This window comes from Polaromonas eurypsychrophila, assembly GCF_014641715.1.
GTDB classification, from domain to species: domain Bacteria; phylum Pseudomonadota; class Gammaproteobacteria; order Burkholderiales; family Burkholderiaceae_C; genus Polaromonas; species Polaromonas eurypsychrophila.
This window is the reverse complement of sequence record NZ_BMIG01000017.1, coordinates 1-21,247: the sequence shown is the minus strand read 5'-3', so window position 1 is coordinate 21,247 and position 21,247 is coordinate 1. Positions and strand designations below refer to the sequence as shown.

Annotated in this window: 20 protein-coding genes; 9 read left to right on the top strand and 11 right to left on the bottom strand. The window is 63.1% G+C overall.

What is annotated here, in order from left to right; all coding sequences use genetic code 11:
- Nucleotides 1–2: 2 nt before the first annotated feature.
- From IEX16_RS17720 to mfd, 6 genes are all read right to left on the bottom strand, one after another.
- Nucleotides 3–371, bottom strand: a complete 369-nt coding sequence (locus IEX16_RS17720; RefSeq protein ID WP_188709809.1) for a glyoxalase superfamily protein — start codon at nt 369–371, stop codon at nt 3–5.
- On the bottom strand, nt 368–2,230 hold the full coding sequence (locus tag IEX16_RS17715; RefSeq protein WP_188709808.1) for an ABC transporter ATP-binding protein: 1,863 nt from the start codon (nt 2,228–2,230) through the stop codon (nt 368–370). Before IEX16_RS17715 ends, IEX16_RS17720 begins: the two co-directional genes overlap by 4 nt.
- 6 nt (nt 2,231–2,236) lie before the next feature.
- A complete protein-coding gene (gene serB / locus IEX16_RS17710) occupies nt 2,237–2,947 on the bottom strand; it encodes a phosphoserine phosphatase SerB (RefSeq protein ID WP_188709807.1) in 711 nt (236 codons plus the stop codon).
- A gap of 141 nt (nt 2,948–3,088) precedes the next feature.
- On the bottom strand, nt 3,089–3,487 hold the full coding sequence (locus IEX16_RS17705) for a type II toxin-antitoxin system VapC family toxin (protein ID WP_188709806.1): 399 nt from the start codon (nt 3,485–3,487) through the stop codon (nt 3,089–3,091).
- Nucleotides 3,484–3,747 (bottom strand): hypothetical protein, encoded by a 264-nt coding sequence (locus IEX16_RS17700; protein WP_188709805.1) that lies wholly within the window; start codon nt 3,745–3,747, stop codon nt 3,484–3,486. Before IEX16_RS17700 ends, IEX16_RS17705 begins: the two co-directional genes overlap by 4 nt.
- 46 nt (nt 3,748–3,793) lie before the next feature.
- Nucleotides 3,794–7,285 (bottom strand): transcription-repair coupling factor, encoded by a 3,492-nt coding sequence (gene mfd / locus IEX16_RS17695; protein WP_188709804.1) that lies wholly within the window; start codon nt 7,283–7,285, stop codon nt 3,794–3,796.
- 126 nt (nt 7,286–7,411) lie between these two features.
- Here mfd and ispD point away from each other — a divergent pair, with 126 nt between their 5' ends.
- The gene (ispD, locus tag IEX16_RS17690; protein ID WP_188709803.1) at nt 7,412–8,227 is read left to right on the top strand and encodes a 2-C-methyl-D-erythritol 4-phosphate cytidylyltransferase; all 816 of its coding nucleotides are present in this window, start codon (nt 7,412–7,414) and stop codon (nt 8,225–8,227) included.
- 109 nt (nt 8,228–8,336) lie between these two features.
- Nucleotides 8,337–8,816 (top strand): 2-C-methyl-D-erythritol 2,4-cyclodiphosphate synthase, encoded by a 480-nt coding sequence (ispF, locus tag IEX16_RS17685; RefSeq protein ID WP_229676416.1) that lies wholly within the window; start codon nt 8,337–8,339, stop codon nt 8,814–8,816.
- A gap of 313 nt (nt 8,817–9,129) precedes the next feature.
- Here ispF and IEX16_RS17680 read toward each other — a convergent pair whose 3' ends face one another.
- Nucleotides 9,130–10,506, bottom strand: a complete 1,377-nt coding sequence (locus IEX16_RS17680; RefSeq protein WP_188709801.1) for a sensor histidine kinase family protein — start codon at nt 10,504–10,506, stop codon at nt 9,130–9,132.
- Nucleotides 10,507–10,591: 85 nt separating this feature from the next.
- Nucleotides 10,592–11,329: an osmolarity response regulator transcription factor OmpR gene (gene ompR / locus IEX16_RS17675; RefSeq protein ID WP_188709800.1), complete on the bottom strand. Its 738-nt coding sequence runs from the start codon at nt 11,327–11,329 to the stop codon at nt 10,592–10,594.
- Nucleotides 11,330–11,598: 269 nt separating this feature from the next.
- Between ompR and IEX16_RS17670 the strand changes: the two genes are divergently transcribed.
- From IEX16_RS17670 to IEX16_RS17660, 3 genes are all read left to right on the top strand, one after another.
- On the top strand, nt 11,599–12,300 hold the full coding sequence (locus IEX16_RS17670) for an SIMPL domain-containing protein (RefSeq protein ID WP_373288375.1): 702 nt from the start codon (nt 11,599–11,601) through the stop codon (nt 12,298–12,300).
- A 93-nt stretch (nt 12,301–12,393) separates the two neighbouring features.
- Nucleotides 12,394–13,365, top strand: a complete 972-nt coding sequence (locus tag IEX16_RS17665) for a diacylglycerol/lipid kinase family protein (protein WP_188709799.1) — start codon at nt 12,394–12,396, stop codon at nt 13,363–13,365.
- A 175-nt stretch (nt 13,366–13,540) separates the two neighbouring features.
- The gene (locus IEX16_RS17660) at nt 13,541–14,356 is read left to right on the top strand and encodes a metallophosphoesterase family protein (protein ID WP_188709798.1); all 816 of its coding nucleotides are present in this window, start codon (nt 13,541–13,543) and stop codon (nt 14,354–14,356) included.
- 13 nt (nt 14,357–14,369) lie between these two features.
- On the opposite strand, the gene IEX16_RS17655 is transcribed toward IEX16_RS17660, so the two are convergent.
- Entirely contained in the window at nt 14,370–14,822 is a 453-nt protein-coding gene (locus tag IEX16_RS17655) for a multidrug/biocide efflux PACE transporter (RefSeq protein WP_188709797.1), read from the bottom strand.
- Nucleotides 14,823–14,924: 102 nt separating this feature from the next.
- Between IEX16_RS17655 and IEX16_RS17650 the strand changes: the two genes are divergently transcribed.
- The 4 genes from IEX16_RS17650 to IEX16_RS17635 all read left to right on the top strand — a co-directional run bounded on the left by IEX16_RS17650 (nt 14,925) and on the right by IEX16_RS17635 (nt 18,508).
- Complete coding sequence (locus IEX16_RS17650) at nt 14,925–15,809, top strand: LysR family transcriptional regulator (protein ID WP_188709796.1); 885 nt, start codon at nt 14,925–14,927, stop codon at nt 15,807–15,809.
- Nucleotides 15,810–15,929: 120 nt separating this feature from the next.
- Nucleotides 15,930–16,790: an N-formylglutamate amidohydrolase gene (locus tag IEX16_RS17645; RefSeq protein ID WP_188709795.1), complete on the top strand. Its 861-nt coding sequence runs from the start codon at nt 15,930–15,932 to the stop codon at nt 16,788–16,790.
- Between the two features lie 100 nt (nt 16,791–16,890).
- Nucleotides 16,891–17,292 carry a YkvA family protein gene (locus IEX16_RS17640; RefSeq protein WP_188709873.1) on the top strand — a complete coding sequence of 134 codons (402 nt, stop codon included), beginning with the start codon at nt 16,891–16,893 and terminating at the stop codon, nt 17,290–17,292.
- 94 nt (nt 17,293–17,386) lie between these two features.
- Nucleotides 17,387–18,508 carry an NAD(P)/FAD-dependent oxidoreductase gene (locus tag IEX16_RS17635; protein WP_188709794.1) on the top strand — a complete coding sequence of 374 codons (1,122 nt, stop codon included), beginning with the start codon at nt 17,387–17,389 and terminating at the stop codon, nt 18,506–18,508.
- A gap of 3 nt (nt 18,509–18,511) precedes the next feature.
- Here IEX16_RS17635 and IEX16_RS17630 read toward each other — a convergent pair whose 3' ends face one another.
- Together IEX16_RS17630 and IEX16_RS20145 are read right to left on the bottom strand one after the other, a co-directional pair.
- Nucleotides 18,512–20,587, bottom strand: a complete 2,076-nt coding sequence (locus IEX16_RS17630) for an NADPH-dependent 2,4-dienoyl-CoA reductase (RefSeq protein ID WP_188709793.1) — start codon at nt 20,585–20,587, stop codon at nt 18,512–18,514.
- Nucleotides 20,588–21,063: 476 nt separating this feature from the next.
- On the bottom strand, nt 21,064–21,247 hold a 184-nt coding region (locus IEX16_RS20145; RefSeq protein WP_229676415.1), incomplete at its 5' end, for a hypothetical protein.

Here is a 21,247-nt window from a genome sequence, read left to right as displayed (position 1 = left end):
TTTCAGACGCTGATCGCGTTGGTGAAGGTCAGGCGGTTGCCGAAAGGGTCGCTGATCGACATGTCGGTGCTGCCCCAGGGCGTTTCCTGCAGTCCGGGCCGCGCATGGCTGTAGGCTTTGGCGAGCAACTCACGGTGAAAGGCCGCCAGCTCGTCGGTCTCGATGCGCAGGGCCGCACCGGGGCAGCCGTCGCCGTGGTGCTCTGACAGATGTATCACACAGCCGTCCCGGGACACCTGCAGGTACAGCGGCAGGCCGGGCTCGAAGCGGTGCTCCCAGTCCACCTTGAAACCCAGAAAGTCGACATAGAACTCGCGGGCCTTGCGCTCGTCAAAAATCCGCAGGATAGGGGTAGTTTTTCCAAAACTCATGCTTCGAGCGCCTGTTCTTCCTTGAGGTTGTCACTCAAAAATCCACCGCTCTGGTGGGTCCACAGCCGTGCATACAGGCCGCCGCTGGCCAGCAGGCTGCGGTGGTCGCCTTCTTCCACGATACGGCCCTGGTCCAGCACGATCAGGCGGTCCATCGCGGCAATCGTCGAGAGGCGGTGGGCAATCGCGATCACGGTTTTGCCCTGCATCAGCGTGTCCAGGCTGCCCTGGATGGCGACCTCGACTTCGGAGTCGAGCGCACTGGTGGCTTCATCGAGCAGCAGGATGGGCGCGTCCTTGAGCATCACGCGCGCTATCGCGATGCGCTGGCGCTGCCCGCCCGAGAGCTTGACCCCGCGCTCACCCACATGCGCGTCGTAACCGGTGCGGCCGTGCGGATCGCTCAGGTGGGCGATGAAGGCGTCGGCTTCGGCGCGGCCCGCTGCCTGCCGGATGTCGTCGTCCGTCGCGCCGGGCCGGCTGTAGGCAATGTTGTCGCGCACCGAGCGGTGCAGCAGCGAGGTGTCCTGCGTGACCATGCCGATGTGACTGCGCAGGCTGTCCTGCGTGGCGGTCGCGATGTCCTGGCCATCGATCAGGATGCGGCCGCCGCTGAGGTCATGAAAGCGCAGCAGCAGGTTGACCAGCGTGGACTTGCCGGCGCCGGAGCGGCCGATCAGGCCGATTTTTTCACCGGGCCGCACCGTCAGCGTCAAGCCGGCGATCACGCGCGGGCCGCTGGCGCTGTAGTTGAAGTCCACCTGCTCGAAACGAATCTCGCCGCGCGGCACGTCGAGCGTGCGCGCATCCGGCGCATCGACGATGGTGCGCGCGCGCGACAGCGTGTTGATGCCGTCCTGCACCGTGCCCACGCTTTCGAACAGGCTGGTGGTCTCCCACATGATCCAGTGCGACATGCCCTGCAGGCGAAGCGCCATCGCGGTGGCCGCCGCTACGGCGCCGGCGCCGACCGACCCCTCGGACCACAACCACAGCGAGGTGCCGGCCATGCCGATGATCAGGCCCATGCTCAGTGCATGGTTGACGATCTCGAACAGGCTGACCAGACGCATCTGGCGGTGCCCGGTCTTCATGAAGTCCAGCATGGCGGCGCGTGCAAAACCGGCTTCGCGCTGGGTGTGCGAGAACAGTTTGACGGTGGCGATGTTGGTGTAGGCGTCGGTGATGCGGCCCGTCATCAGCGAGCGGGCATCGGCCTGCTGCTTGCCGATCTTGCCCAGGCGTGGAACGAAGTAAGCCAGCGACAACATGTAGAGCGCCAACCAGACCATGAAGGGCAGCACCAGCCTCATGTCGAAGGAGCCGGCCAGCAGCGTCATGGTCACCACATAGGCGCCCATGGTTACCAGCACGTCGGCCATGACGAACAGCGTGTCGCGCACGGCCAGCGCGGTCTGCATGACCTTGGTGGTCAGGCGCCCCGCAAACTCGTCCTGGTAGAAGGACAGGCTCTGGCCTAGCATCAGGCGGTGGAAGTTCCAGCGCAGGCGCATCGGAAAGTTGATGGCCAGAGTTTGGTGCTTGACGATTGTCTGCAGCGCCACCACGACCACGCTGGCCAGCACGATCACAAACAGCAGCATCAGCATGGGCCCCCGCGCCTGCCAGAAGTCTGCAGGCGGGGTGATGGCCAGCCAGTCCACGATGCGCCCCAGCATCGCGAACAGCAGGGCGTCGAAGATGGCCATGGTTGCCGACAGGCCGGCCAGCAGCAGGAGGTAGCCGCGCGCGCCCGCTGAGGCGGCCCAGATGAAGGCGATAAAGCCTTTGGGAGGCAACACCGGCTCCGCGTCGGGGTACGCGTGCAGCAGCTTTTCAAAACGTTTGAGAAGAAACATCAGGGCCTAGGCTAAAACTTCGAGCAGCCGGTTCAGCCCGCCTTCGTTGATGGCGACCATGGCCTGTGCGCGCACCGCCGGCTTGGCGTGGTAGGCCACGGACAGGCCGGCCACACCCATCATTGGCAGGTCATTGGCGCCGTCGCCCATGGCAATCGCCTGTGCGGAGGTGATACCCAGCATGGCGCAGGTTTCCAGCAGCATCTTTTTCTTCTCCTCGCCGTCGCAGATGTCGCCCCAGGGCTGGTCCACCAGACGACCGGTCAGCAGTCCGTCTTCGACCTCCAGCACATTCGAGCGGGTGTAGTCAATGCCGAGCTCGCGCTGGACGCGGTCGGTGAAAAAGGTGAAACCGCCGCTGACCAGCAGCACCTTCATGCCGGCTTCCTTGCAGGCGTGTACCAGTTCGGCGGCGCCGGGGTTGAGCTTGAGGCGCTCGTGGTAAACGCCTTCCATGCTTTCGACGCTGACGCCCTTGAGCAGGGCCACGCGCCGGCGCAGGCTGTCCTTGTAGTCGGTGATCTCGCCGCGCATCGCCGCTTCGGTGATGGCCGCCACTTCGGCCTTGCGCCCGGCGGCATCGGCAATTTCGTCGACACATTCGATGTTGATCAGCGTCGAGTCCATGTCGAAGGCGATCAGCTTGAAGTCGCTGAGCTTCAGGTCGGGCGTGGAAATGTTGGCGATGAGGCCGGAGGCAATTTCGGTGGGGGTCATGGGTGAGTCAATCGGTATTGCTGGTGGTCAGGTATTTGGAATGGTGTCGCGCATCCACTGCCTGAGTCGGGTCAGATAGTCGAAATCGGTTTGATGGCGATGTATCCATCTGCTGGGACGTCATGCAATGCAGGAGCGTTGTCAGTCATACCAGTTCTCGACTTTCAGCTGTGGCACTCTTGAGAACTCGCGCACGTTGCGAGTCACCACCGTCAGGTTATTGGTTAATGCGATGCCCGCGATCAGCACGTCATAGGGGCCTATCGGTGAACCGCTGGTTTGGAGATGCGCGCGGACCCTGCCTGCTTGCTGGCTGGCCGCGAAATCAAAGCCAAGCACCGCATAGCGGCCGCTGATAGCGGATAAATAACGTGCCATCAGTGTTCGGTTTGACGACTTTGCCATGCCAAATTCAAGTTCAAATAAATTGATCGTGCTGGTGGCTATATCGCTGTCATGCTCGTTCTCCAGACGCGAAAGGCAATTGCCCGCACGCTTGAACACGTAGATCAATGTGTCGGTATCGAGCAGGTATTTCAAAACGATTCCCGGGGCGCGTCAACACCAAGTCCGGCGTAACGATCTTTCAAAAGCTCGTTCCATCCGTCCACGGCTTCAGGTTCCCGAAGTAGAAGCTGATCAACCTCGGCAAAAAACTCGGGCCAGCTTTGTTTTTGCTTTTGCTCTTGCGCTTCGGCAAACTGCGCAAACCACTGGCTAACCGAGATCTTTGCCCTAGATGCGGCGATTTTTGCCGCCTCCAAGGCGCTTTCCTTGACGTAAATCGTGACTTGTGCCATGAATTTACTCCTAAAAATTACATGGGCAATTATAAGTTTTTGAAACCTATATTTCAAGCGGTGTTGCCTTGGTGGCTGAATTATTTGGTGTTCCCAAACTCCTCAATACATCGCGCACCATCTGCGCTCTGTCCTTGGGTTCCTTGAGTTCGCGCTCTATGCGCAGCTTGTCGTTTCCGGCCAGCTTGATGTGTTTGTTCTTCTGGATCAAATGCATGATGGCCATCGGGTCGATCGGCGGGTCCTTCTTGAAGGTGATGTTGATTAGCGTGGGCGCGGCATCGACCTTGACCACGCCGTAAGGCTTGGCGATCACGCGCAGGCGGTGCACGTCAATCAGGGTTTGCGCCTGCGCTGGCAGCTTGCCGAAGCGGTCCACGATTTCTTCGAGCAGGGCATCGATCTGATCGGTGGTTTTGGCGGTGGCCAGTTTCTTGTAGAAACTCAGCCGTAAATGCACGTCGCCGCAGTAGTCGCTTGGCAGCAGCGCCGGGGCATGCAGGTTGATGTCGGTGCTGACATTGAGAGGCGAAAGCAAATCGGGCTCGCGCCCGGCCTTCAGTGAGGCCACGGCCTCGTTGAGCATCTCGTTGTAAAGCTGGAAGCCGATCTCCATCATGTTGCCGCTCTGGTTCTCGCCGAGTACCTCGCCGGTACCGCGAATCTCCAGGTCGTGCATCGCCAGGTAAAAACCGGAGCCGAGCTCTTCCATCTGCTGGATGGCTTCGAGCCGCTGGCTCGCCTGTTTGGTCAGGCCCTCGATGTCGGGCACCATCAGGTAGGCGTAGGCCTGGTGGTGGCTGCGGCCGACGCGGCCCCGCAACTGGTGCAACTGCGCCAGACCGAACTTGTCAGCGCGGCTCATGACGATGGTGTTGGCCGTCGGCACATCAATACCGGTTTCGATGATGGTCGAACACAGCAGCAGGTTGTAGCGCTGGGCCACGAAGTCCTTCATGACTTTTTCGAGTTCGCGCTCGGGCATCTGGCCGTGCGCCACGGCGATGCGCGCCTCCGGCAGCAGGGCTTCGAGCTTCTCCCGCCGGTTCTGGATGGTCTCGACCTCGTTGTGCAGGAAATAGACCTGGCCGCCGCGTTTCAATTCGCGCAGAACGGCCTCGCGGATCACCCCGTTGCTTTCACTGCGCACAAAGGTCTTGATCGCCAGCCGCCGCTGCGGTGCAGTGGCAATGACGCTCAGATCGCGCAGGCCTTCGAGCGCCATGCCCAGCGTGCGCGGAATCGGCGTGGCGGTCAGCGTCAGCACATCGACCTCGGCGCGCATGGCCTTCATTGCCTCCTTGTGGCGCACGCCGAAACGATGTTCCTCGTCGATGATGAGCAGGCCCAGGCGCTGGAACTTCACGTCCTGGCTCAGCAGCTTGTGGGTGCCGACCACGATGTCGATGCTGCCATCGGCGATGCCCTTGATGGCAGCGGTGATTTCCTTGCCGGAGCGGAAGCGGCTCATCTCGGCCACCTTGACCGGCCACTTGGCAAATCGGTCGACCAGGGTCTGGTAGTGCTGCTCGGCCAGCAGGGTGGTGGGCGCCAGCAGCGCCACCTGCTTGCCGCCGGTGATGGCGATGAAGGCGGCGCGCAGCGCGACTTCGGTCTTGCCAAAGCCCACGTCACCGCAGACCAGCCGGTCCATCGGTCGCGGGCTGATCATGTCCTGGATCACCGCATGAATGGCGGCGCGCTGGTCGGCGGTTTCGTCAAAACCGAAGTCGTTGGCGAACACCTCGTAGTCGTCGGGTGAGTAGCGGAAGGCATGGCCCTCGCGCGCAGCGCGGCGCGCGTAAATGTTGAGCAGTTCGGCGGCCGAGTCGCGTACCTGTTCGGCGGCCTTGCGTTTGGCCTTTTCCCACTGCCCGCTGCCGAGCCGGTGCAGTGGGGCTTCGTCGGCACTGACACCGGTGTAGCGGCTGATCTGCTGCAATTGGCTGACTGGCACGTAGAGCGTGGCGTCATCGGCATATTGCAGATGCAGGAACTCGGTGGTGCCCTGGCCCAGGTCCATGTTGATCAGGCCCTTGTAGCGGCCTATGCCGTGCGCGCTGTGCACCACCGGGTCGCCGACATTGAGCTCGGACAGGTCCTTGATCAGCGCCTCGACGTCACTGACCTGTTCCTGCTTTTTGTTGCGCCTGCGGGTCACCGCGCCGGCCGCAAACAGCTCGGTTTCGGTGACGAAATCGATGTCGCCAGCGAGCCAGCTAAAACCCGTGTTTATTGCCGCCGTGGCAATGCCGAGTTTTTCCAGGCTGGTCTGGAAGTCTTCCAGCGAATCGAAGGCGGGCGGGTTCAGGCTGCTGGCGCGCAGGAAGTCGAGCAGGCTTTCGCGGCGGCCATCGCTTTCAGCCAGCAGCAGCACGCGCTGCGGCGTGTTGCGGATGTGCGCCTTCAGCCGCGCCAGCGGGTCCTCGGCGCCGCGCACCACCGACATCTCACCGAGCTTCTGGTAATGCGCGTTGTCGGCCACGTCCTCGATCGCGGGGCGGATGGCAAGCTGCGGATAATCGTTGGCACGCGCATAAAACTGCTCGGTGCTCAGGAACAGCGATTCGGGCGGCAGCGCCGGGCGGTCCGGGGCATCGCGCACCAGCCGGTAGCGGTCCTTGGTGTCCTGCCAGAAACGCTGGAAGGCCGGCTCCAGATCACCGTGCAACACCACCATGGCTTCGCTGCCCAGATAGTCGAACACCGTCGCGGTTTCCTCGAAAAAAAGCGGCAGGTAATATTCGATGCCGGCGGTGGCCACGCCGTTGCCGATATCCTTGTAAATGCGGCTTTTGGTCGGGTCGCCTTCCAGCAGTTCGCGCCAGCGGCTTCGGAATCGGGTGCGGGCTTCGTCGTCCATCGGGAATTCGCGGCCCGGCAGCAGCCGTACTTCGGGCACCGGGTAAAGGCTGCGCTGGCTGTCCGGGTCGAAGGTGCGTATCGAGTCGATCTCGTCGTCGAACAGGTCCACGCGGTAGGGCACGGGCGAGCCCATGGGAAACAGGTCGATCAGTCCGCCGCGCACCGCGTATTCACCGGGGCTCACGACCTGGGTCACGTGGCTGTAGCCGGCCAGCGTCAGCTGACTTTTGAGCTTGGCCTCGTCGAGCTTTTGCTTGACCTTGAAATGAAAGGTGTAGCCGGCCAGGAAGGCCGGCGGCGCCAGCCGGTACAGGGCGGTGGTGGCCGGCACGATCACGACATCAACGCCGCTGTCCTTGTCGCGCTGGCCGCCCGAGGCATGCAGGCGCCACAGCGTGGCCAGGCGCTCGCTGATCAGATCCTGGTGCGGCGAGAAGGTGTCGTAGGGCAGGGTCTCCCAGTCGGGGAACAGGGCGCAGCGAAGATCGGGCGCAAAAAACGCCATCTCGTCGAGCAGGCGCTGGGCCGTGGCCGCGTCCGCGGTGACGATGGCTGTCAGCCGGCCGGCAGTCTTTTCCTTCAACCCTAGCTGCGCCAGCAACAAGGCGTCGGCCGAGCCGGTGGGCTGGGGCAGCGTGTAGCGTTTGCCGGGAAGCAGTTTGGGTAAATCCATGAAGCAGTCGCAAAAGGTGACAGAAAGTCGGGAAAAAAAGGCCGGAAAAAAGGGAAACACCCCAAACCGGCCGGAATGGGGTGTGAGGACCTTTGAAGCCCTGATTTTAGAATCTATGATCAGGCCATGACGCTTCGAGCACCGAAATCCCTGATTCCGCGCTTTTTTGCGCTGATCCCCTGTGCGGGTCAGGGCACGCGCGCCGTCGGAGACCGCGCGAAAGATGCAGCGCTGCCCAAACAATATCAGCCGATTGCGGGTGTGCCCATGGTCATGCACACGCTGAAGGCCTTTGCCCAGGTGACGCGCATCGCCTCCTGCCTGGTGGTGGTGGCGCCGGGTGACGAATTCCTGGCCAGGCAGGCGCCTGCCGGCGTGGAGGTTGCGCCTTGCGGCGGCGACAGCCGCGCCGCCAGTGTGTTGGGTGGCCTTGAACAACTGGCCGCCAGCGGCGGCGAAACGGACGACTGGGTGCTGGTGCACGACGCGGCGCGCTGCCTGGTCACGGCTGCGCAGATCGACCAGCTCATTGATGCCTGCCACAGCGATCCTGTGGGCGGCTTGCTGGCCCAGCCGGTGCCCGACACGCTCAAGCAGGGCCGGGACGGCAGGGTGGTGGCAACGGTCTCGCGGGAGGAAAAATGGCAGGCGCAAACGCCGCAGATGTTCCGCCTCGGCGCGCTGACCCAGGCGCTGAAGATGGCGGTGACCCTGGGTGAGGCCGTTACCGACGAAGCCAGCGCCATGGAGGCTGCCGGCCTGGCGCCAAAACTGGTGCGCGGCAGCGCCCACAACTTCAAGGTGACTTACCCGGAAGACTTTGTGCTTGCCGAAGCGCTGATCAAAAGCCGGACACCGGCCAAACCGCGGGTGCGCAAGGCTGCGGCACCGAAAGCTGCACAGAAAGTTTTATCTGATGACGCCAGCCACGAATCCAACTGACTCTTTACCAGCCGGGGCCCCGGACCCGGCTTTGCCGGTCCGGGGGGGCAAGGCCCCTTTCCCTGGTGCCAGGGGCAGCGAAACGCCGGAGGCTCACGAAGTCGGGAGCGTGGGGGCACCATTCCGCATTGGCGAGGGATGGGACACCCATGCGCTGGTGCCGGGCCGCAAACTGATCATCGGCGGCGTGACCGTGCCGCACAGCACCGGCCTGCTCGGCCACTCGGACGCTGACTTGCTGATTCACGCCATCATCGACGCCCTGCTCGGGGCTGCCGGCCTCGGCGACATCGGCAGCCATTTCCCCGACACCGATGCGCGCTTCAAAGGCGCGGATTCGGTGGTGCTGCTGCGGGAAACCGGCCGCCTGCTGGCGGAACGCGGGCTGCGCATAGGCAATATCGACAGCACCGTGATTGCGCAGGCGCCCAAGCTGGCCCCGCACATACCGGCTATGCGCCAGTGCCTGGCTGATGCGCTGGGCCTGGACCTGTCGCGTGTCAACGTGAAAGCCAAAACCGCCGAGAAACTCGGCCCGGTGGGGCAGGGCTTGAGTATGGAAGCGCGCGCTGTGGCGCTATTGTTTTAATAGCTGCTCGCTTCCGCTGAATGGGGGCCGGAGCCCGATTTGATGCTGCAGCTCGCGCAACGAGTGAATTTTATTCACCAGCCGGGGCCGCGGATCCGGCTTCGCCGGTCCGCAGGCGCAGCGCCCCCGCAGGTGCATCCTTCGACAAGCTCAGGATGAACGGATTCCAGGAAGTCATCGCGAGGGCATCTCTTTTCAAGCAGGGGCCGCGGATCCGGCTCTGCCGGTCCGCAGGCGCAGCGCCCCCTCGGGGGGCATCCTTCGACAGGCTCAGGACGAGCGGACAATCAGTGAGCGACCGTGGGGGCAGTATCTAACCCCTTCTTAATTTGATATGCGCCGCCAGCCCGCCCGAGCCGGTGTTGGCCAGCGCAAACACGCCGCCCATGCGGTGCAGGGTTTTTTCAACAATCGCCAGGCCCAGGCCGGCGCCGGTGGCGGCGGTGCGGGCGGCGTCACCGCGAAAAAACGGCTTGGTCAGGTTGCTCAGCGCATGCGGTGCCACGCCGGTGCCATGGTCGCGAACCTTGATCAATACCCACTGGTCACGTTCCTTGGCTGCGATGTCCACCATCGCGATACCGGTTTCCGGTGTCTTGCCGTAGCGCCTGGCGTTTTCCAGCAGGTTGGCGATCACGCGCGACAGCTCCACCTCGTCGGCCAGCACGGTGATGGGGCCGGGCAAGGTGACGTTGACGCGCATGTCGGTGTATTCGGCCACCGCATACACGGCCGCGTCAATGATGGCGTTGAGTGAGAGTGGCGACAGTTGCGGCGGGTCAGGCCGGGCGTAGTCCAGAAACTTGTCGATGATGGCGTCGAGTTGGGAAATGTCGGCGGCCATGTGGGCGCGCGCCTCGGCGTCCGCCACGCTCATTTCGGTTTCCAGTCGCAGGCGCGCCAGCGGCGTGCGCAGGTCGTGTGAAATGCCAGCCAGCATGATGACCCGGTCTTCCTCGATCTTGGAGAGTTGTTCAGCCATGCGGTTAAAACCGATGTTGACCTCGCGGATTTCGCTGGTCGCCACCTGTTCGTCAAGCAAGCTGGCATCGAAATCGCCGTCGCGCATGCGGCTTGCCGCAAACGACAATTGCTTGAGTGGCCGGTTGATCAGGCGTGCGATTAGCGCCGCGCCGAGCAGCGACAAAATGGCCGCTGTGATCAGCCAGATCAGCCAGGTGCCGCCTTGCATCGGGCCCAAACGCGAGGGATCGGTCAGCAGCCAGTAGGAGTCGCCGTCGATGGTGAAGCCAACCCAGACGCCTGGCACGCCATTGACGGATTTGGCCACCACCGTGCCTTTGCCCATGCGAGTGGTGAGTTCATCGCCTATACGTTCGCCGAATGGGTCGTTGACAAACAGCTCGTACTTGTCTCGGGGTTCGCGCGGCGAGATGCGCACACCTTCTTCGTCCGCCAGGGTTTTGATCAGCCAGACACGCGTGATGGAGTCTGAGTACTTGAGCGCCGCGCGGCTCAGGTTGACCAGTGAAGCCAGCTGCTGGGCACTTTGTACGGCACGCGGTTCGAACTCCAGTGCCCGGAAAGTCTGCAGCCAGGCCACGATGCAGCCGATCAGCAGCAGCGCCAGAAAGAAAAAAGTGCGCCAGAACAGGTTCAGGCCGACGCGGGGGCGCATCTCCAGGGGGGCCGGGGCAGTTTCCAGGATCGCGGGACTGGTGCCTTGCATGGGAAAGGGAGAAGAAGTCTGGCAGGAGGCGCGGCGTCAGCGAAGCTGGATATGCCGCGGAAGGGTGGTCGGGGCGCGGGGCCTGTCAGTTGGTGCCGTCCGGCACGAACACATAACCAATGCCCCAGACCGTCTGAATATAACGCGGCACGGCGGCATCCATCTCAATCAGCTTGCGCAGCCGCGAGACCTGCACGTCAAGGCTGCGGTCAAACGGCTCGAACTCTCGGCCACGCGCCAACTGGGCCAGCTTTTCGCGCGACAAGGGCTGGCGCGGATGGCGCACCAGGGTTTTCAGCATCGCAAATTCGCCGGTGGTCAGCGGCAGTTCTTCGCCGTTTTTTTGCAGGGTGCGCAGTCCCATGTCGAAAACAAAGGGGCCAAAGTTGACCACCTCTTGCTCGCTCGACGGCGCACCCGGCACCTCGATGGCGGGCCGGCGGCGCAGCACGGCGTGAATACGCGCCAGCAACTCGCGAGGGTTGAAGGGTTTGGACAGGTAGTCGTCGGCGCCGACTTCCAGGCCGACGATGCGGTCCACGTCTTCGCCCTTGGCGGTCAGCATGATGATGGGGGTGCGGTCATTGGCTGCGCGCAGGCGCCGGCAGATCGACAGGCCGTCTTCGCCGGGCATCATCAGGTCCAGAACGATCAGGTCCACGGCATCCCGCATCATGATGCGGTTCAGGGCCTTGCTGTCTTCCGCCAAAATAACTTCAAAGCCTTCCTGGGTCAGGTAGCGGCGCAGCAGGTCCCGGATCCGGACATCATCGTCAAGAATCAGGATCTTGTCAGCGCGGGGAGTGTTGCTAGCTTGTGTCATGGTGCCATCGTAATTTGTAACAGAGCCATTTTGGAGGCTAAAAACACGGAATCCGGAAATTCTGTGGACTTTGACACACTGTTACAGAAGTTGCGATGGCGGACAAGCTGGCCAGCAGGCAGATAAGGGCAGTAGCAGATGATTGAGCGGCAGGATGACTGCAAATGGAGGCGGATGCTGACAAGGACTTCGGAAAATTTCGGCTATCTTTTCGCCTTGCGTCGGGATCCTGCCAGCAGGACCTGCCTCTCAACCTTCGAAAGAAAACATTGAAAAAGCCCCCACTAATCATCGCAGCCTGTCTGTTGGCCATGGGCAGCACCAGTCTCTGGGCCCAGATCAACCAACCGCCGATGCAGAACGTGGCCCAGTTGTCGGCCAGCGGTTCGGTTGAGGTCCAGCAGGACCTGCTGTCCATCCTGATGAGCACCTCGCGTGACGGTGCCGATGCCGCAGCGGTCCAGAGCCAGCTCAAGGCGGCGCTGGATGCCGCGTTGGTCGAGGCCAAAAAAACCGCCCAGCCCGGTCTGATGGACGTGCGAACCGGCAATTTCAGCCTGTACCCGCGCTATACCAAGGACGGCAAGATCAGCGGTTGGCAGGGCCGGACCGAGTTGGTGCTCGAAGGCAAGGACTTCCCGCGCATCACCGCTGCCGCGGGAAAAATCCAGACCCTGACCCTGGGCAATGTCGGTTTTGCGCTGAGCCGTGAGCAGCGCGCGCAGGTGGAGGGGCAGGCCCAGGCGCAGGCGATTGAAAGCTTCAAGGCCAAAGCCGCCGAGGTTTCCCGCAGTTTTGGTTTCAGCAGCTACACCCTGCGTGAAGTTGCGATCAACGCCAACGACCAGGGACCGATCCGTCCGCGCATGATGGCCATGGAAGCCAAGGCTGCCGACTCTTCGCCAATTCCGGTTGAAGCCGGGAAAAGCACGGTGCTGGTCAATGTCTCCGGTTCGGTGCAGATGAAATAAGCGCCTGCGTCCAACATCGCGATGCGCCGCGCCGGCGGGCGGAAGGGCTGTTGACTGACAGACCTGGCGTCTGGCGGCGTTTACGCTTGCGGCATGTCCCTTCCCGATGCTTTCCCCGAATATGCCGCCCGACACGGTCCGTTTTTTGTTGTTCTCAATGCGGGTTCGGGACACCATGACAGTGACAAACAGCAGGCGCTGATCGCGCAGGCATTTAAAGAGGGCGGGCGCGAATTCGAATTTTTGCTGATCGACGATCCGGCGCGCATCAACGAGGTGGCGCGGCGTGCTGTCGAGCTCGCGTTGTCACGCCAGGGTGTGGTGGTGGCCGCCGGCGGTGACGGCACCATCAATGCCGTGGCCAGTGTGGTGATCAGCAGCGGCTGCCCCTTCGGTGTGTTGCCCCAGGGCACTTTCAATTATTTCGGGCGCGCCCATGCCATTCCGCAAGACACCTTGGCTTCTGCCCGTGCCTTGCTGGGCGCGCGCATCGAGCCGGTTCAGGCCGGCCAGGTCAATGGCCGGCTGTTCCTGGTCAACGCCAGCCTGGGCCTGTACCCGCAACTTCTGGAAGACAGAGAAGTCTGGAAGGCTCAACTCGGGCGCAGTCGTTTGGTGGCTTTTCTCTCCGGTATCGCCACTTTGTTGCAAAGCCGCAAGCAACTCCACCTGCAGATCGAGTCGGCTGGCAAGGCCGTCGCCCTGCGCACGCCCACGCTGTTTGTCGGCAACAACCACCTTCAGCTCACGCGCGTCGGGATCAACGAGCAACAAACGGATGCGGTGGAGCAAGGCCAACTGGCCGCCATTGTGGTGCGGCCCATCGGCACGCTGGCCTTGTTCGGCCTGCTGATGCACGGTTTGCTGGGCCAACTGGGCGAGGCCGAGAACGTCGACAGTTTTTCCTTCCGCCGCCTGACGGTGACGCCGCGCGGCGTCAAACGCATCAAGGTGGCGACCGACGGCGAGATCGCCTGGATGCGCACGCCGCTGGTGTTCGAGATCGCGCCCCAGCCGCTGTTGCTGCTGGTGCCCGCGCCGGCGGACCGGGCGGAGGTGGCATGAGCCGCCGGGCCGTTCCCAAGGCGAATATCGCAGCGCGCAGCGCGGAGGTTTTGATAGCGGACCGCCGGGCCGTTCCCAGGGCGAATATCGCAGCGCGCAGCGCGGAGGTTTTGATAGCGGACCGCCGGGCCGTTCCCAAGGCGAATATCGCAGCGCGCAGCGCGGAGGTTTTCTGATGAGCGTTTTGCTGCAGATTTCTGATCCGCATTTCGGCACCGTGCAGCCGTCCGTGGCCGAGGCGCTGGTCCAATTGGCGCTTGAACAAAGTCCCGATCTGCTGGTGCTGTCGGGAGACATCACGCAGCGCGCGCGGCCCGAACAGTTTGATGCCGCCCGGGCGTTTTGCGACCGGCTGGCGATTCCGGCCATGCTCTCGCTGCCCGGCAACCATGACATCCCGCTGTTCAATCTCTGGCAGCGCGCCTTCAGCCCGTATGCGGGCTACCTGCGCGCCTTCGGCCCGCTGATCGAGACCCGCCTGCAGACGCCAGCCATGCGCGTGATCGGCGTGAAAACCACGCGGCGCTGGCGGCATAAAAACGGCCAGGTGTCTGCCGCGCAGATCAAACGCGTGGTGGCCGAACTGCAGGACGCGACCTCCGCGCAGTTGCGCGTGGTGGTGCTGCACCAGCCGGTGATGGTGCTGCGCGCTGAAGACGAACATGACCGCTTGCGCGGCTGGGAGCCTGCGGTGCGCGCCTGGGCCGCTGCCGGGGCCGACATCGTGATGGGTGGCCACATCCACTTGCCTTATGTCCGCGAGATGTCGTCCCAGGTCGCGGGCCTGGACCGACGCATCTGGTGTGTGCAGGCCGGCACGGCGCTGTCATCGCGGGTCCGGCGCGAGGCACCTAATTCGGTCAACCTGCTGCGCCATGCGTCTGGCCAGCGCTCGTGTTGGGTCGAGCGCTGGGACTATGCAGGGGCCAGCGGGCGTTTTGAACTCGTGCATTCCAGCGAGCTGCTGCTGGATCGCGGCCGGGCCGGCTGAACGGGCTGCAGGTTCAGGCGGAGGCCAGTGCTTTCTTGCGCAAATGCCGGGCCACCAGGACGCTGCGCAGGTGGTCGTAGCTCCAGTTGAAGGCAAAGGTGTAAGGCAGGAAAAACAGCACGATGCCGATGTCCAGCACAAAGGCTTCCCACAGTCCGATGTCCAGCCACCAGGCGGCCAGCGGCACCACGGCCAGGATCAGGCCAATCTCGAAGATCACCGAATGCACGACACGCGCCCCCAGCGTGCGCTTAAAGCCCATGCGGCGCTGGGCACGGTCAAACACGGCGTTGAACACCATGTTCCAGAACATGGCGATCAGCGAAATCATCAGGGTCAGCAGCCCCATGTGCGCCAGCGAATAGCCGAGCAGCCAGGCGCCCAGCGGGGCACAGATGGCGATGGCCAGCACCTCGAAACCGAGGGCGTGGAAAAAGCGTTCTTTAAGGGACTTCTGAAGGCTCATGACTTGGAACAGCGGTGTTGGAAATGTCGATCGCTGTATTTTTATCGCTATTTACAGTACGTTAAAGTTGATAACCATCTTAAAAATAGATAGATCGGTACCATGCGCCATTCTCCCGAAGCCCTGACCGCCTTTGCCGAAGCTGCCACCCTGGGCTCTTTTTCGGCCGCGGCCCGCAAGCTGGGCAAAAGTCAGTCCACCGTGAGCACGGCCATCGCCAACCTTGAAATCGACCTCGGCCTGAGCCTGTTTGATCGCAGCAGCCGCAAGCCGGCGCTGACCGAACATGGCCGCGTGATGCTGGGCAAGGTGCAGGAAATTCTGGCTGCCAGCGACCGTCTCGATCTGTCGGCCAGCCAACTCGGCGGCGGACTGGAGGCCAAGCTCAGCGTGGTCTGGTCCGACACCTACCAGTCGGATCGTTTTGAAGACATGCTCAAGGCTTTCGAGCAGCGTTTCCCCGACCTGGAGTTCGAATGCCTGATCGCGGAACACGGCGACCTGGTGTCGCTGGTGCAAACAGGCCGCGCCCACATTGGTGTGGTCGGCGCGCAAAGCCTGTACCCGCCCGACATCGGTTCTGCAACGATTGCCGAGCAGTCAGAGATCACGCTGTTTGTGGCCAGTACCCACGCGCTGGCCGGCATGAAAGACATCACCCCCGAGCTGCTGGCCAGACATCGTGAGTTGCGGCTGGACACCTACCTGGGCAGTGCCGACCAGGTCATGCCGGCGGCGCGCCGCTCATGGTCGGCACCCAGTTATCTGATGCTGATGGAAATGGCGGTGCTCGGCTTTGGCTGGGCCGCGATCCCGCGCTGGATGGTTACGCGGTTTGCCGTCGGCAAGCTCACTGAGCTGGACGCACGCGGCTGGCCGCAACGGGTGCCGGTGGACGCCGTCTGGTCGCGCCAGCGGCCGCTGGGCCGCGCTGGCACCTGGCTGCTGCAGGAAATGCTGGCTGCACCCTCTGCACCGGCTTTATAAGAAGAATCGGGCTCCAGCCCATGTCTATTGGGCGCAGACTGCTATTTATTCAATAGCATAGGCAGGGGGCAAGGGCTTGTCCGGCCCCGCGTGGGCCGCCGCCACGGGCACAATGAAGCTATGACTGCTTCTCCTGATTCCCCCGTCCGTTACCTGCCCGGCGCCACGGCGTTGGTGCTGGACTCGCCGCACAGTGGCACCACCTATCCCCAGGATTTTGCTTACGCCTGTGATCTGCCGGTTTTGCGGCGCGCCGAAGACACCCATGTCGAAAAGCTCTACGACTTTGCGCCCGCGCTGGGCGTGGGCTGGATCGAGGCGTTTTTTCCGCGCAGCTACCTGGACGCCAACCGCGACACCACCGAGGTTGATGTCAGCCTGTTCGATGAAGACTGGCCCGGCCCGGTCTCCAGCGACGAGAAGGTACTTGGCAAGGTGCGCCTGGGCAAGGGCCTGATCTGGCGCACCACGGATGACGGCTTGCCGATCTACCAGCGCAAGCTTGGCGTGGCTGAGGTCCAGGCGCGTATCGCCAACTGCTGGCAGCCCTACCACGCGGCGGTGGCGCAAGCTATATCCGACGCACATGCGCGGCATGGCTACAGCATCCACATCAACTGCCACTCGATGCCGGCCATCGCCTCCAGCAAGGCCACGGATTTTCCCGGTGAGGCGCATGCCGACTTCGTGGTCGGCGACCGCGATGGTTCCACTGCTTGCGCGCCGCTGTCGCGCCTGGTCTGTGAGCACCTGCGCGGTCTGGGCTACAGCGTGGCCTACAACCACCCGTACAAGGGCGTGGAGCTGGTGCGGCGCTATGGCGCGCCGCAGCAGCAGCGCCACAGCATTCAGCTTGAGATCAACCGCAAGCTCTACATGAGCGAAGAGACGCTGGAGATCAACAACGGCTTTGCGCCGTTGAAAACCAGCCTCCAGTCGCTGGTGCAATTGCTGCTGGCCACCGATCCGCGCAGCTTGTGATCTGGCTGCAAGGTGGCATGCTCTGGCAGCCAATACCCCGGCAACCTGGTGTAGTTGCTTGGAGCGGCATGAACGGCTGTGCATTGGGGGGAGGCTCAAGGTGCCGCTAGCGGATAGCTTGAGAAGATGGGCGAAAGCCATCAAGCGCGACGGCGTGACGCTGTGGTTTGCCACCCGGCATTCCGGAGTTCCCTGGTACACAAAGGCCTTGGGCATCTTCGTAGTGGCATATGCCTTTAGCCCCATTGACCTGATACCTGACTTTATTCCCGTGCTGGGCTACCTCGACGATGTGATCTTGCTGCCCGGGTTGATCTGGCTAGCTGTCCGGATGATTCCGGCGCCTGTTCTTGCGGATTGCCGTGATCTTGCCGACCAATGGATGAAGACAAAAGGTGGCAAACCGACGAGCCGCGTTGGCGCCGCTCTCATCGTGCTCGTCTGGATCGGCGCCACCGCTGCACTTTGGCATTGGGTCGTCGGGCCATGGCTTGGCTCATGAACCGTCAAGGGGCCCAAGGCAGCAGCGGAGGCAAGTCGCGTGCGACACCCGGCCACGTACAGTTGTTTTTTGAAGGTGTCGAGAAAGAAGCTTGATGGATCGTATTGATTGTGTTGATTGCGTCGTCATTGGCGCTGGTGTGGTGGGCCTTGCGGTGGCGCGTGCGCTGGCGCTGCAGGGCCGGGAGGTGATGGTGCTGGAGGCGGCCAACGCTATTGGCACCGGTACCAGCTCGCGCAACAGCGAGGTGATCCACGCCGGCATCTATTACCCGCAGGGTTCGCTGAAGGCGCGCCTGTGTGTGCTGGGCAAACAGATGCTGTATGACTACTGCGCCGAACGCGGCATTGGCCACCAGCGTTGCGGCAAACTGATTGTTGCCACCAGTGCGGCGCAGGCCGCTGAGCTGCCCGGCATCATCGCCAGGGCGGCCGCCAATGGCGTTAATGACCTGATCCTGCTCACACAAGCGCAGGCGCAGGCCATGGAGCCACAACTGGCCTGCGTGGCCGCCGTTTACTCGCCCAGCACCGGCATCATCGACAGCCATGCGCTGATGCTGTCGCTGCAGGGTGACCTGGAGAACGCAGGCGGTGTTGTGGTTATCAATTCGGCTCTGGCCCACGCCAGTTGTGCGCCAACAGCTATCACTTTAGTAGCAAATGATGGCACCGAGCTGCAGGCCAGAACCGTCGTCAATGCGGCCGGCCTGCAGGCGCCTGCACTCGCCGCGCGCTTCGCCGGGCTGCATGCTTCTTTTGTACCGCCGGCTTTTTACGCCAAGGGCAACTACTTCACGTTGTCCGGCCGCTCGCCGTTCAGCCGGCTGATCTACCCTGTGCCCGAACCGGCTTCGCACCTGGCCGGCCTCGGTGTACACCTGACCCTCGACCTCGGCGGCCAGGCCAAATTTGGGCCCGATGTTCAGTGGGTGGATTCGCCCGACGACCTGCGGGTTGATGCAGCGCGCGGTGACGCGTTTTATGCCGAAGTTCGCAAGTACTGGCCAGGCCTGGCCGACGGCGCGCTGGCGCCCGGTTACGCCGGCATACGGCCCAAGATCCAGCCGCCCGGCGCACCGGCCAGCGACTTTGTGATCCAGGGGCCGGCCGAGCACGGCGTGGCGGGGCTGGTCAACCTGTTCGGCATTGAGTCACCGGGGCTGACGAGTTCATTGGCGATTGCTGCTTGCGTCGCCAGCCTGCTGCAGCAATAAAAATCAGACTGCCGCAGCCACCCGCGTGCCCTGATCGATCGCGCGTTTGGCGTCCAGCTCGGACGCTTCGTCAGCGCCGCCAATCAACGTCGTTTTGACACCGGCCGCGCGCAGCGGCGCCAGCAGTTCGCGCAGCGGTTCCTGGCCCGCGCACAGCACGATGTTGTCGACGCTAAGCACGGTGCCGTTCAGGCGCTTCTCGCCGAAGGTGATGAACAGGCCCAAGCCACCGGCGCCGTCATCGCCAATGCGTTCATAGTTCACGCCGGAAAGCATCTCGACCTTTTTCATCTTGAGTGCCGCGCGGTGTATCCAGCCGGTGGTTTTGCCCAGGCCCTTGCCGAGTTTGCCGGGTTTGCGCTGCAGCAGCGTGACCTGCCGCGCCGGCGCTGTCGGCGCCGGGCGCACCACGCCGCCGCGCACCGCGCCGGGGTCGGCCACGCCCCATTCGGCCAGCCACGCCGGAAGGTCGAGCGCAGTGGAATGGTGGGCCGGAGTGACGAGGAATTCGGCGATATCGAAACCGATACCGCCCGCACCAATCAGCGCCACGCGCTGCCCGACCGTCGCGCGGCCCAGCAGCACGTCGATATAACTGAGCACCTTGGGATGCTCCTGGCCGGGGATGCGCGGGTTGCGCGGCGTGACCCCGGTGGCCAGGATCACCTCGTCGAACTTTTGCGCGACCAGCGCGGCAGCGTCCATGCGTGTGCCCAGGTGCAGGCGCACACCGGTGGACGTGATGCGCTGGCCGAAGTAACGCAGGGTTTCCTCAAACTCTTCCTTGCCGGGCACACGTCTGGCCAGGTTGAACTGGCCGCCGATTTTGTCTGCTGCGTCATACAAGTCCACGCTGTGGCCGCGTTCAGCAAGTGTGGTCGCTGCCGCAAGCCCGGCCGGCCCCGCGCCTATGACGGCAATGCGCTTCCGAGCCGGCGTCATGCGGATGACCAGCTCCAGTTCGTGTCCGGCGCGCGGGTTCACCAGGCAACTGGCAATCTTCGCCTGGAAGGCATGGTCCAGGCAGGCCTGGTTGCAGGCGATGCAGGTGTTGATCTCCTGGCTGCGGCCCCGCGCCGCCTTGTTGACGAACTCCGGGTCGGCCAGGAACGGCCGCGCCATGCTGACCATGTCGGCGCTGCCGTCGGCCAGCACCTGCTCGGCGACCTCGGGGGTGTTGATCCGGTTGCTGGTGACCAGCGGAATCGTGAGACCGGCTTTGCGCAATTCGTCGCGGAGTTTCTTCGTGACCCAGGCGAAGGCGCCGCGAGGTACCGAAGTGGCAATTGTCGGCACCCGCGCCTCATGCCAGCCGATGCCGCTGTTGATGAGGGTTGCGCCGGCTGCTTCAACCGCCTTGGCCAGCAACACCACTTCGTCCCAGCTGCTGCCATCGGGAATCAGGTCGATCATGGACAGGCGGTAGATGATGATGAAGTCCGGACCGACGGCCTCGCGCGTGCGGCGCACGATCTCGATGGCCAGGCGCATGCGGTTGGCATAACTGCCGCCCCAGTCGTCCGTGCGCTGGTTGGTGTGGGTGACCAGAAACTGGTTGATCAAATAACCTTCGCTGCCCATGATCTCGACGCCGTCGTAACCGGCCTCGCGCGCAAGCAGCGCGCAGCGGATGAAGGCACGGATCTGCCGCTCGATGCCGCCGGCGCTGAGCGCGAGCGGCGTGAACGGCGAGATCGGGCTTTGAATACGTGAAGGCGCGACACACAGCGGGTGGTAACCGTAACGCCCGGTGTGCAGGATCTGCAGCGCAATCTTGCCGCCCTCGGCATGCACGGCGTCGGTGACCTGTTTGTGGCGCCGCGCGGCGCCCGAACTCGCCAGCATGCCGGCAAACGGTTTGGTCCAGCCCGCAATATTGGGTGCAAAGCCGCCGGTCACCATCAACCCGACACCGCCGCGCGCGCGCTCGGCGAAGTAGGCGGCCATCGCCGGGAAATGTTTGCGTCCGTCTTCCAGCCCGGTGTGCATGCTGCCCATCAGCACCCGGTTTTTCAGGGTGGTGAAGCCGAGGTTCAGGGGGGCGAGGAGGTGGGGGAAGGGCGATGTGTTGTGGGGCATGTTGTTCTTCTCGAAGGGAAATTTGAATGCATGGTAGTCGCAAGCTGGCGTGTAGCGGGTCGCCCGAGTGCGGCCTGCGGGCAAACCCCGATCGGGCTTTGTGGCGGAGCGGGAGCCCGGACTTGCTCCTGTTTTTATAGCTGACGGCGAATGGTGGATATGGGCTGGATGCCGATTCCATTCATAAAACTCGCTCTAGAAGGTTTAATGCCTTCGCGGCGTCACGCTGCGTTTCCGGCTTGCATTGGGCAGTAGTTTCGACTCCCCACTCCCACCCCTAACCCCTCCCTCGCCCCGCTGGGCGATGGAGGGGGACAACATGCGGCCGCGTGTGCTGCGCTCGCGTGCAAACATGAAGGCCGGTTGGGATTCCCGTGCAGGAAGCGCTTCGCGCTTCCTGCACTCCGGATTTTGTCTCGGTACTGATTTTCTCTGCCACCCGTCGGGCTGGGCCGAGGAGCGCAGGCAAAAGCGGATCAGGGCTCGCGATTGTCTGAGGCGAAGCCGAGTTCGAGCGAGACCCCGCTTTTGACGAGCACCACAGGTTGCCTGGAGCGAAGCGGAAGGACCCAGACCATCGGGTCGCCTTCTCTTTGCTTGGCGGTCTCAAGCTTGAAGTGCAACACTCCCCACCCCCGAGGAGAGCAGCACATGAGCGAG

What these genes read in the sequence shown, in the direction of transcription:
- IEX16_RS17720 (WP_188709809.1), bottom strand. Translation starts at nt 371, where the DNA reads ATGAGTTTTGGAAAAACTACCCCTATCCTGCGGATTTTTGACGAGCGC.
- IEX16_RS17715 (WP_188709808.1), bottom strand. Translation starts at nt 2,230, where the DNA reads ATGTTTCTTCTCAAACGTTTTGAAAAGCTGCTGCACGCGTACCCCGAC.
- serB (WP_188709807.1), bottom strand. Translation starts at nt 2,947, where the DNA reads ATGACCCCCACCGAAATTGCCTCCGGCCTCATCGCCAACATTTCCACG.
- IEX16_RS17700 (WP_188709805.1), bottom strand. Translation starts at nt 3,747, where the DNA reads ATGGCACAAGTCACGATTTACGTCAAGGAAAGCGCCTTGGAGGCGGCA.
- mfd (WP_188709804.1), bottom strand. Translation starts at nt 7,285, where the DNA reads ATGGATTTACCCAAACTGCTTCCCGGCAAACGCTACACGCTGCCCCAG.
- ispD (WP_188709803.1), top strand. Translation starts at nt 7,412, where the DNA reads ATGACGCTTCGAGCACCGAAATCCCTGATTCCGCGCTTTTTTGCGCTG.
- IEX16_RS17680 (WP_188709801.1), bottom strand. Translation starts at nt 10,506, where the DNA reads ATGCAAGGCACCAGTCCCGCGATCCTGGAAACTGCCCCGGCCCCCCTG.
- ompR (WP_188709800.1), bottom strand. Translation starts at nt 11,329, where the DNA reads ATGACACAAGCTAGCAACACTCCCCGCGCTGACAAGATCCTGATTCTT.
- IEX16_RS17665 (WP_188709799.1), top strand. Translation starts at nt 12,394, where the DNA reads ATGTCCCTTCCCGATGCTTTCCCCGAATATGCCGCCCGACACGGTCCG.
- IEX16_RS17660 (WP_188709798.1), top strand. Translation starts at nt 13,541, where the DNA reads ATGAGCGTTTTGCTGCAGATTTCTGATCCGCATTTCGGCACCGTGCAG.
- IEX16_RS17655 (WP_188709797.1), bottom strand. Translation starts at nt 14,822, where the DNA reads ATGAGCCTTCAGAAGTCCCTTAAAGAACGCTTTTTCCACGCCCTCGGT.
- IEX16_RS17650 (WP_188709796.1), top strand. Translation starts at nt 14,925, where the DNA reads ATGCGCCATTCTCCCGAAGCCCTGACCGCCTTTGCCGAAGCTGCCACC.
- IEX16_RS17645 (WP_188709795.1), top strand. Translation starts at nt 15,930, where the DNA reads ATGACTGCTTCTCCTGATTCCCCCGTCCGTTACCTGCCCGGCGCCACG.
- IEX16_RS17635 (WP_188709794.1), top strand. Translation starts at nt 17,387, where the DNA reads ATGGATCGTATTGATTGTGTTGATTGCGTCGTCATTGGCGCTGGTGTG.
- IEX16_RS17630 (WP_188709793.1), bottom strand. Translation starts at nt 20,587, where the DNA reads ATGCCCCACAACACATCGCCCTTCCCCCACCTCCTCGCCCCCCTGAAC.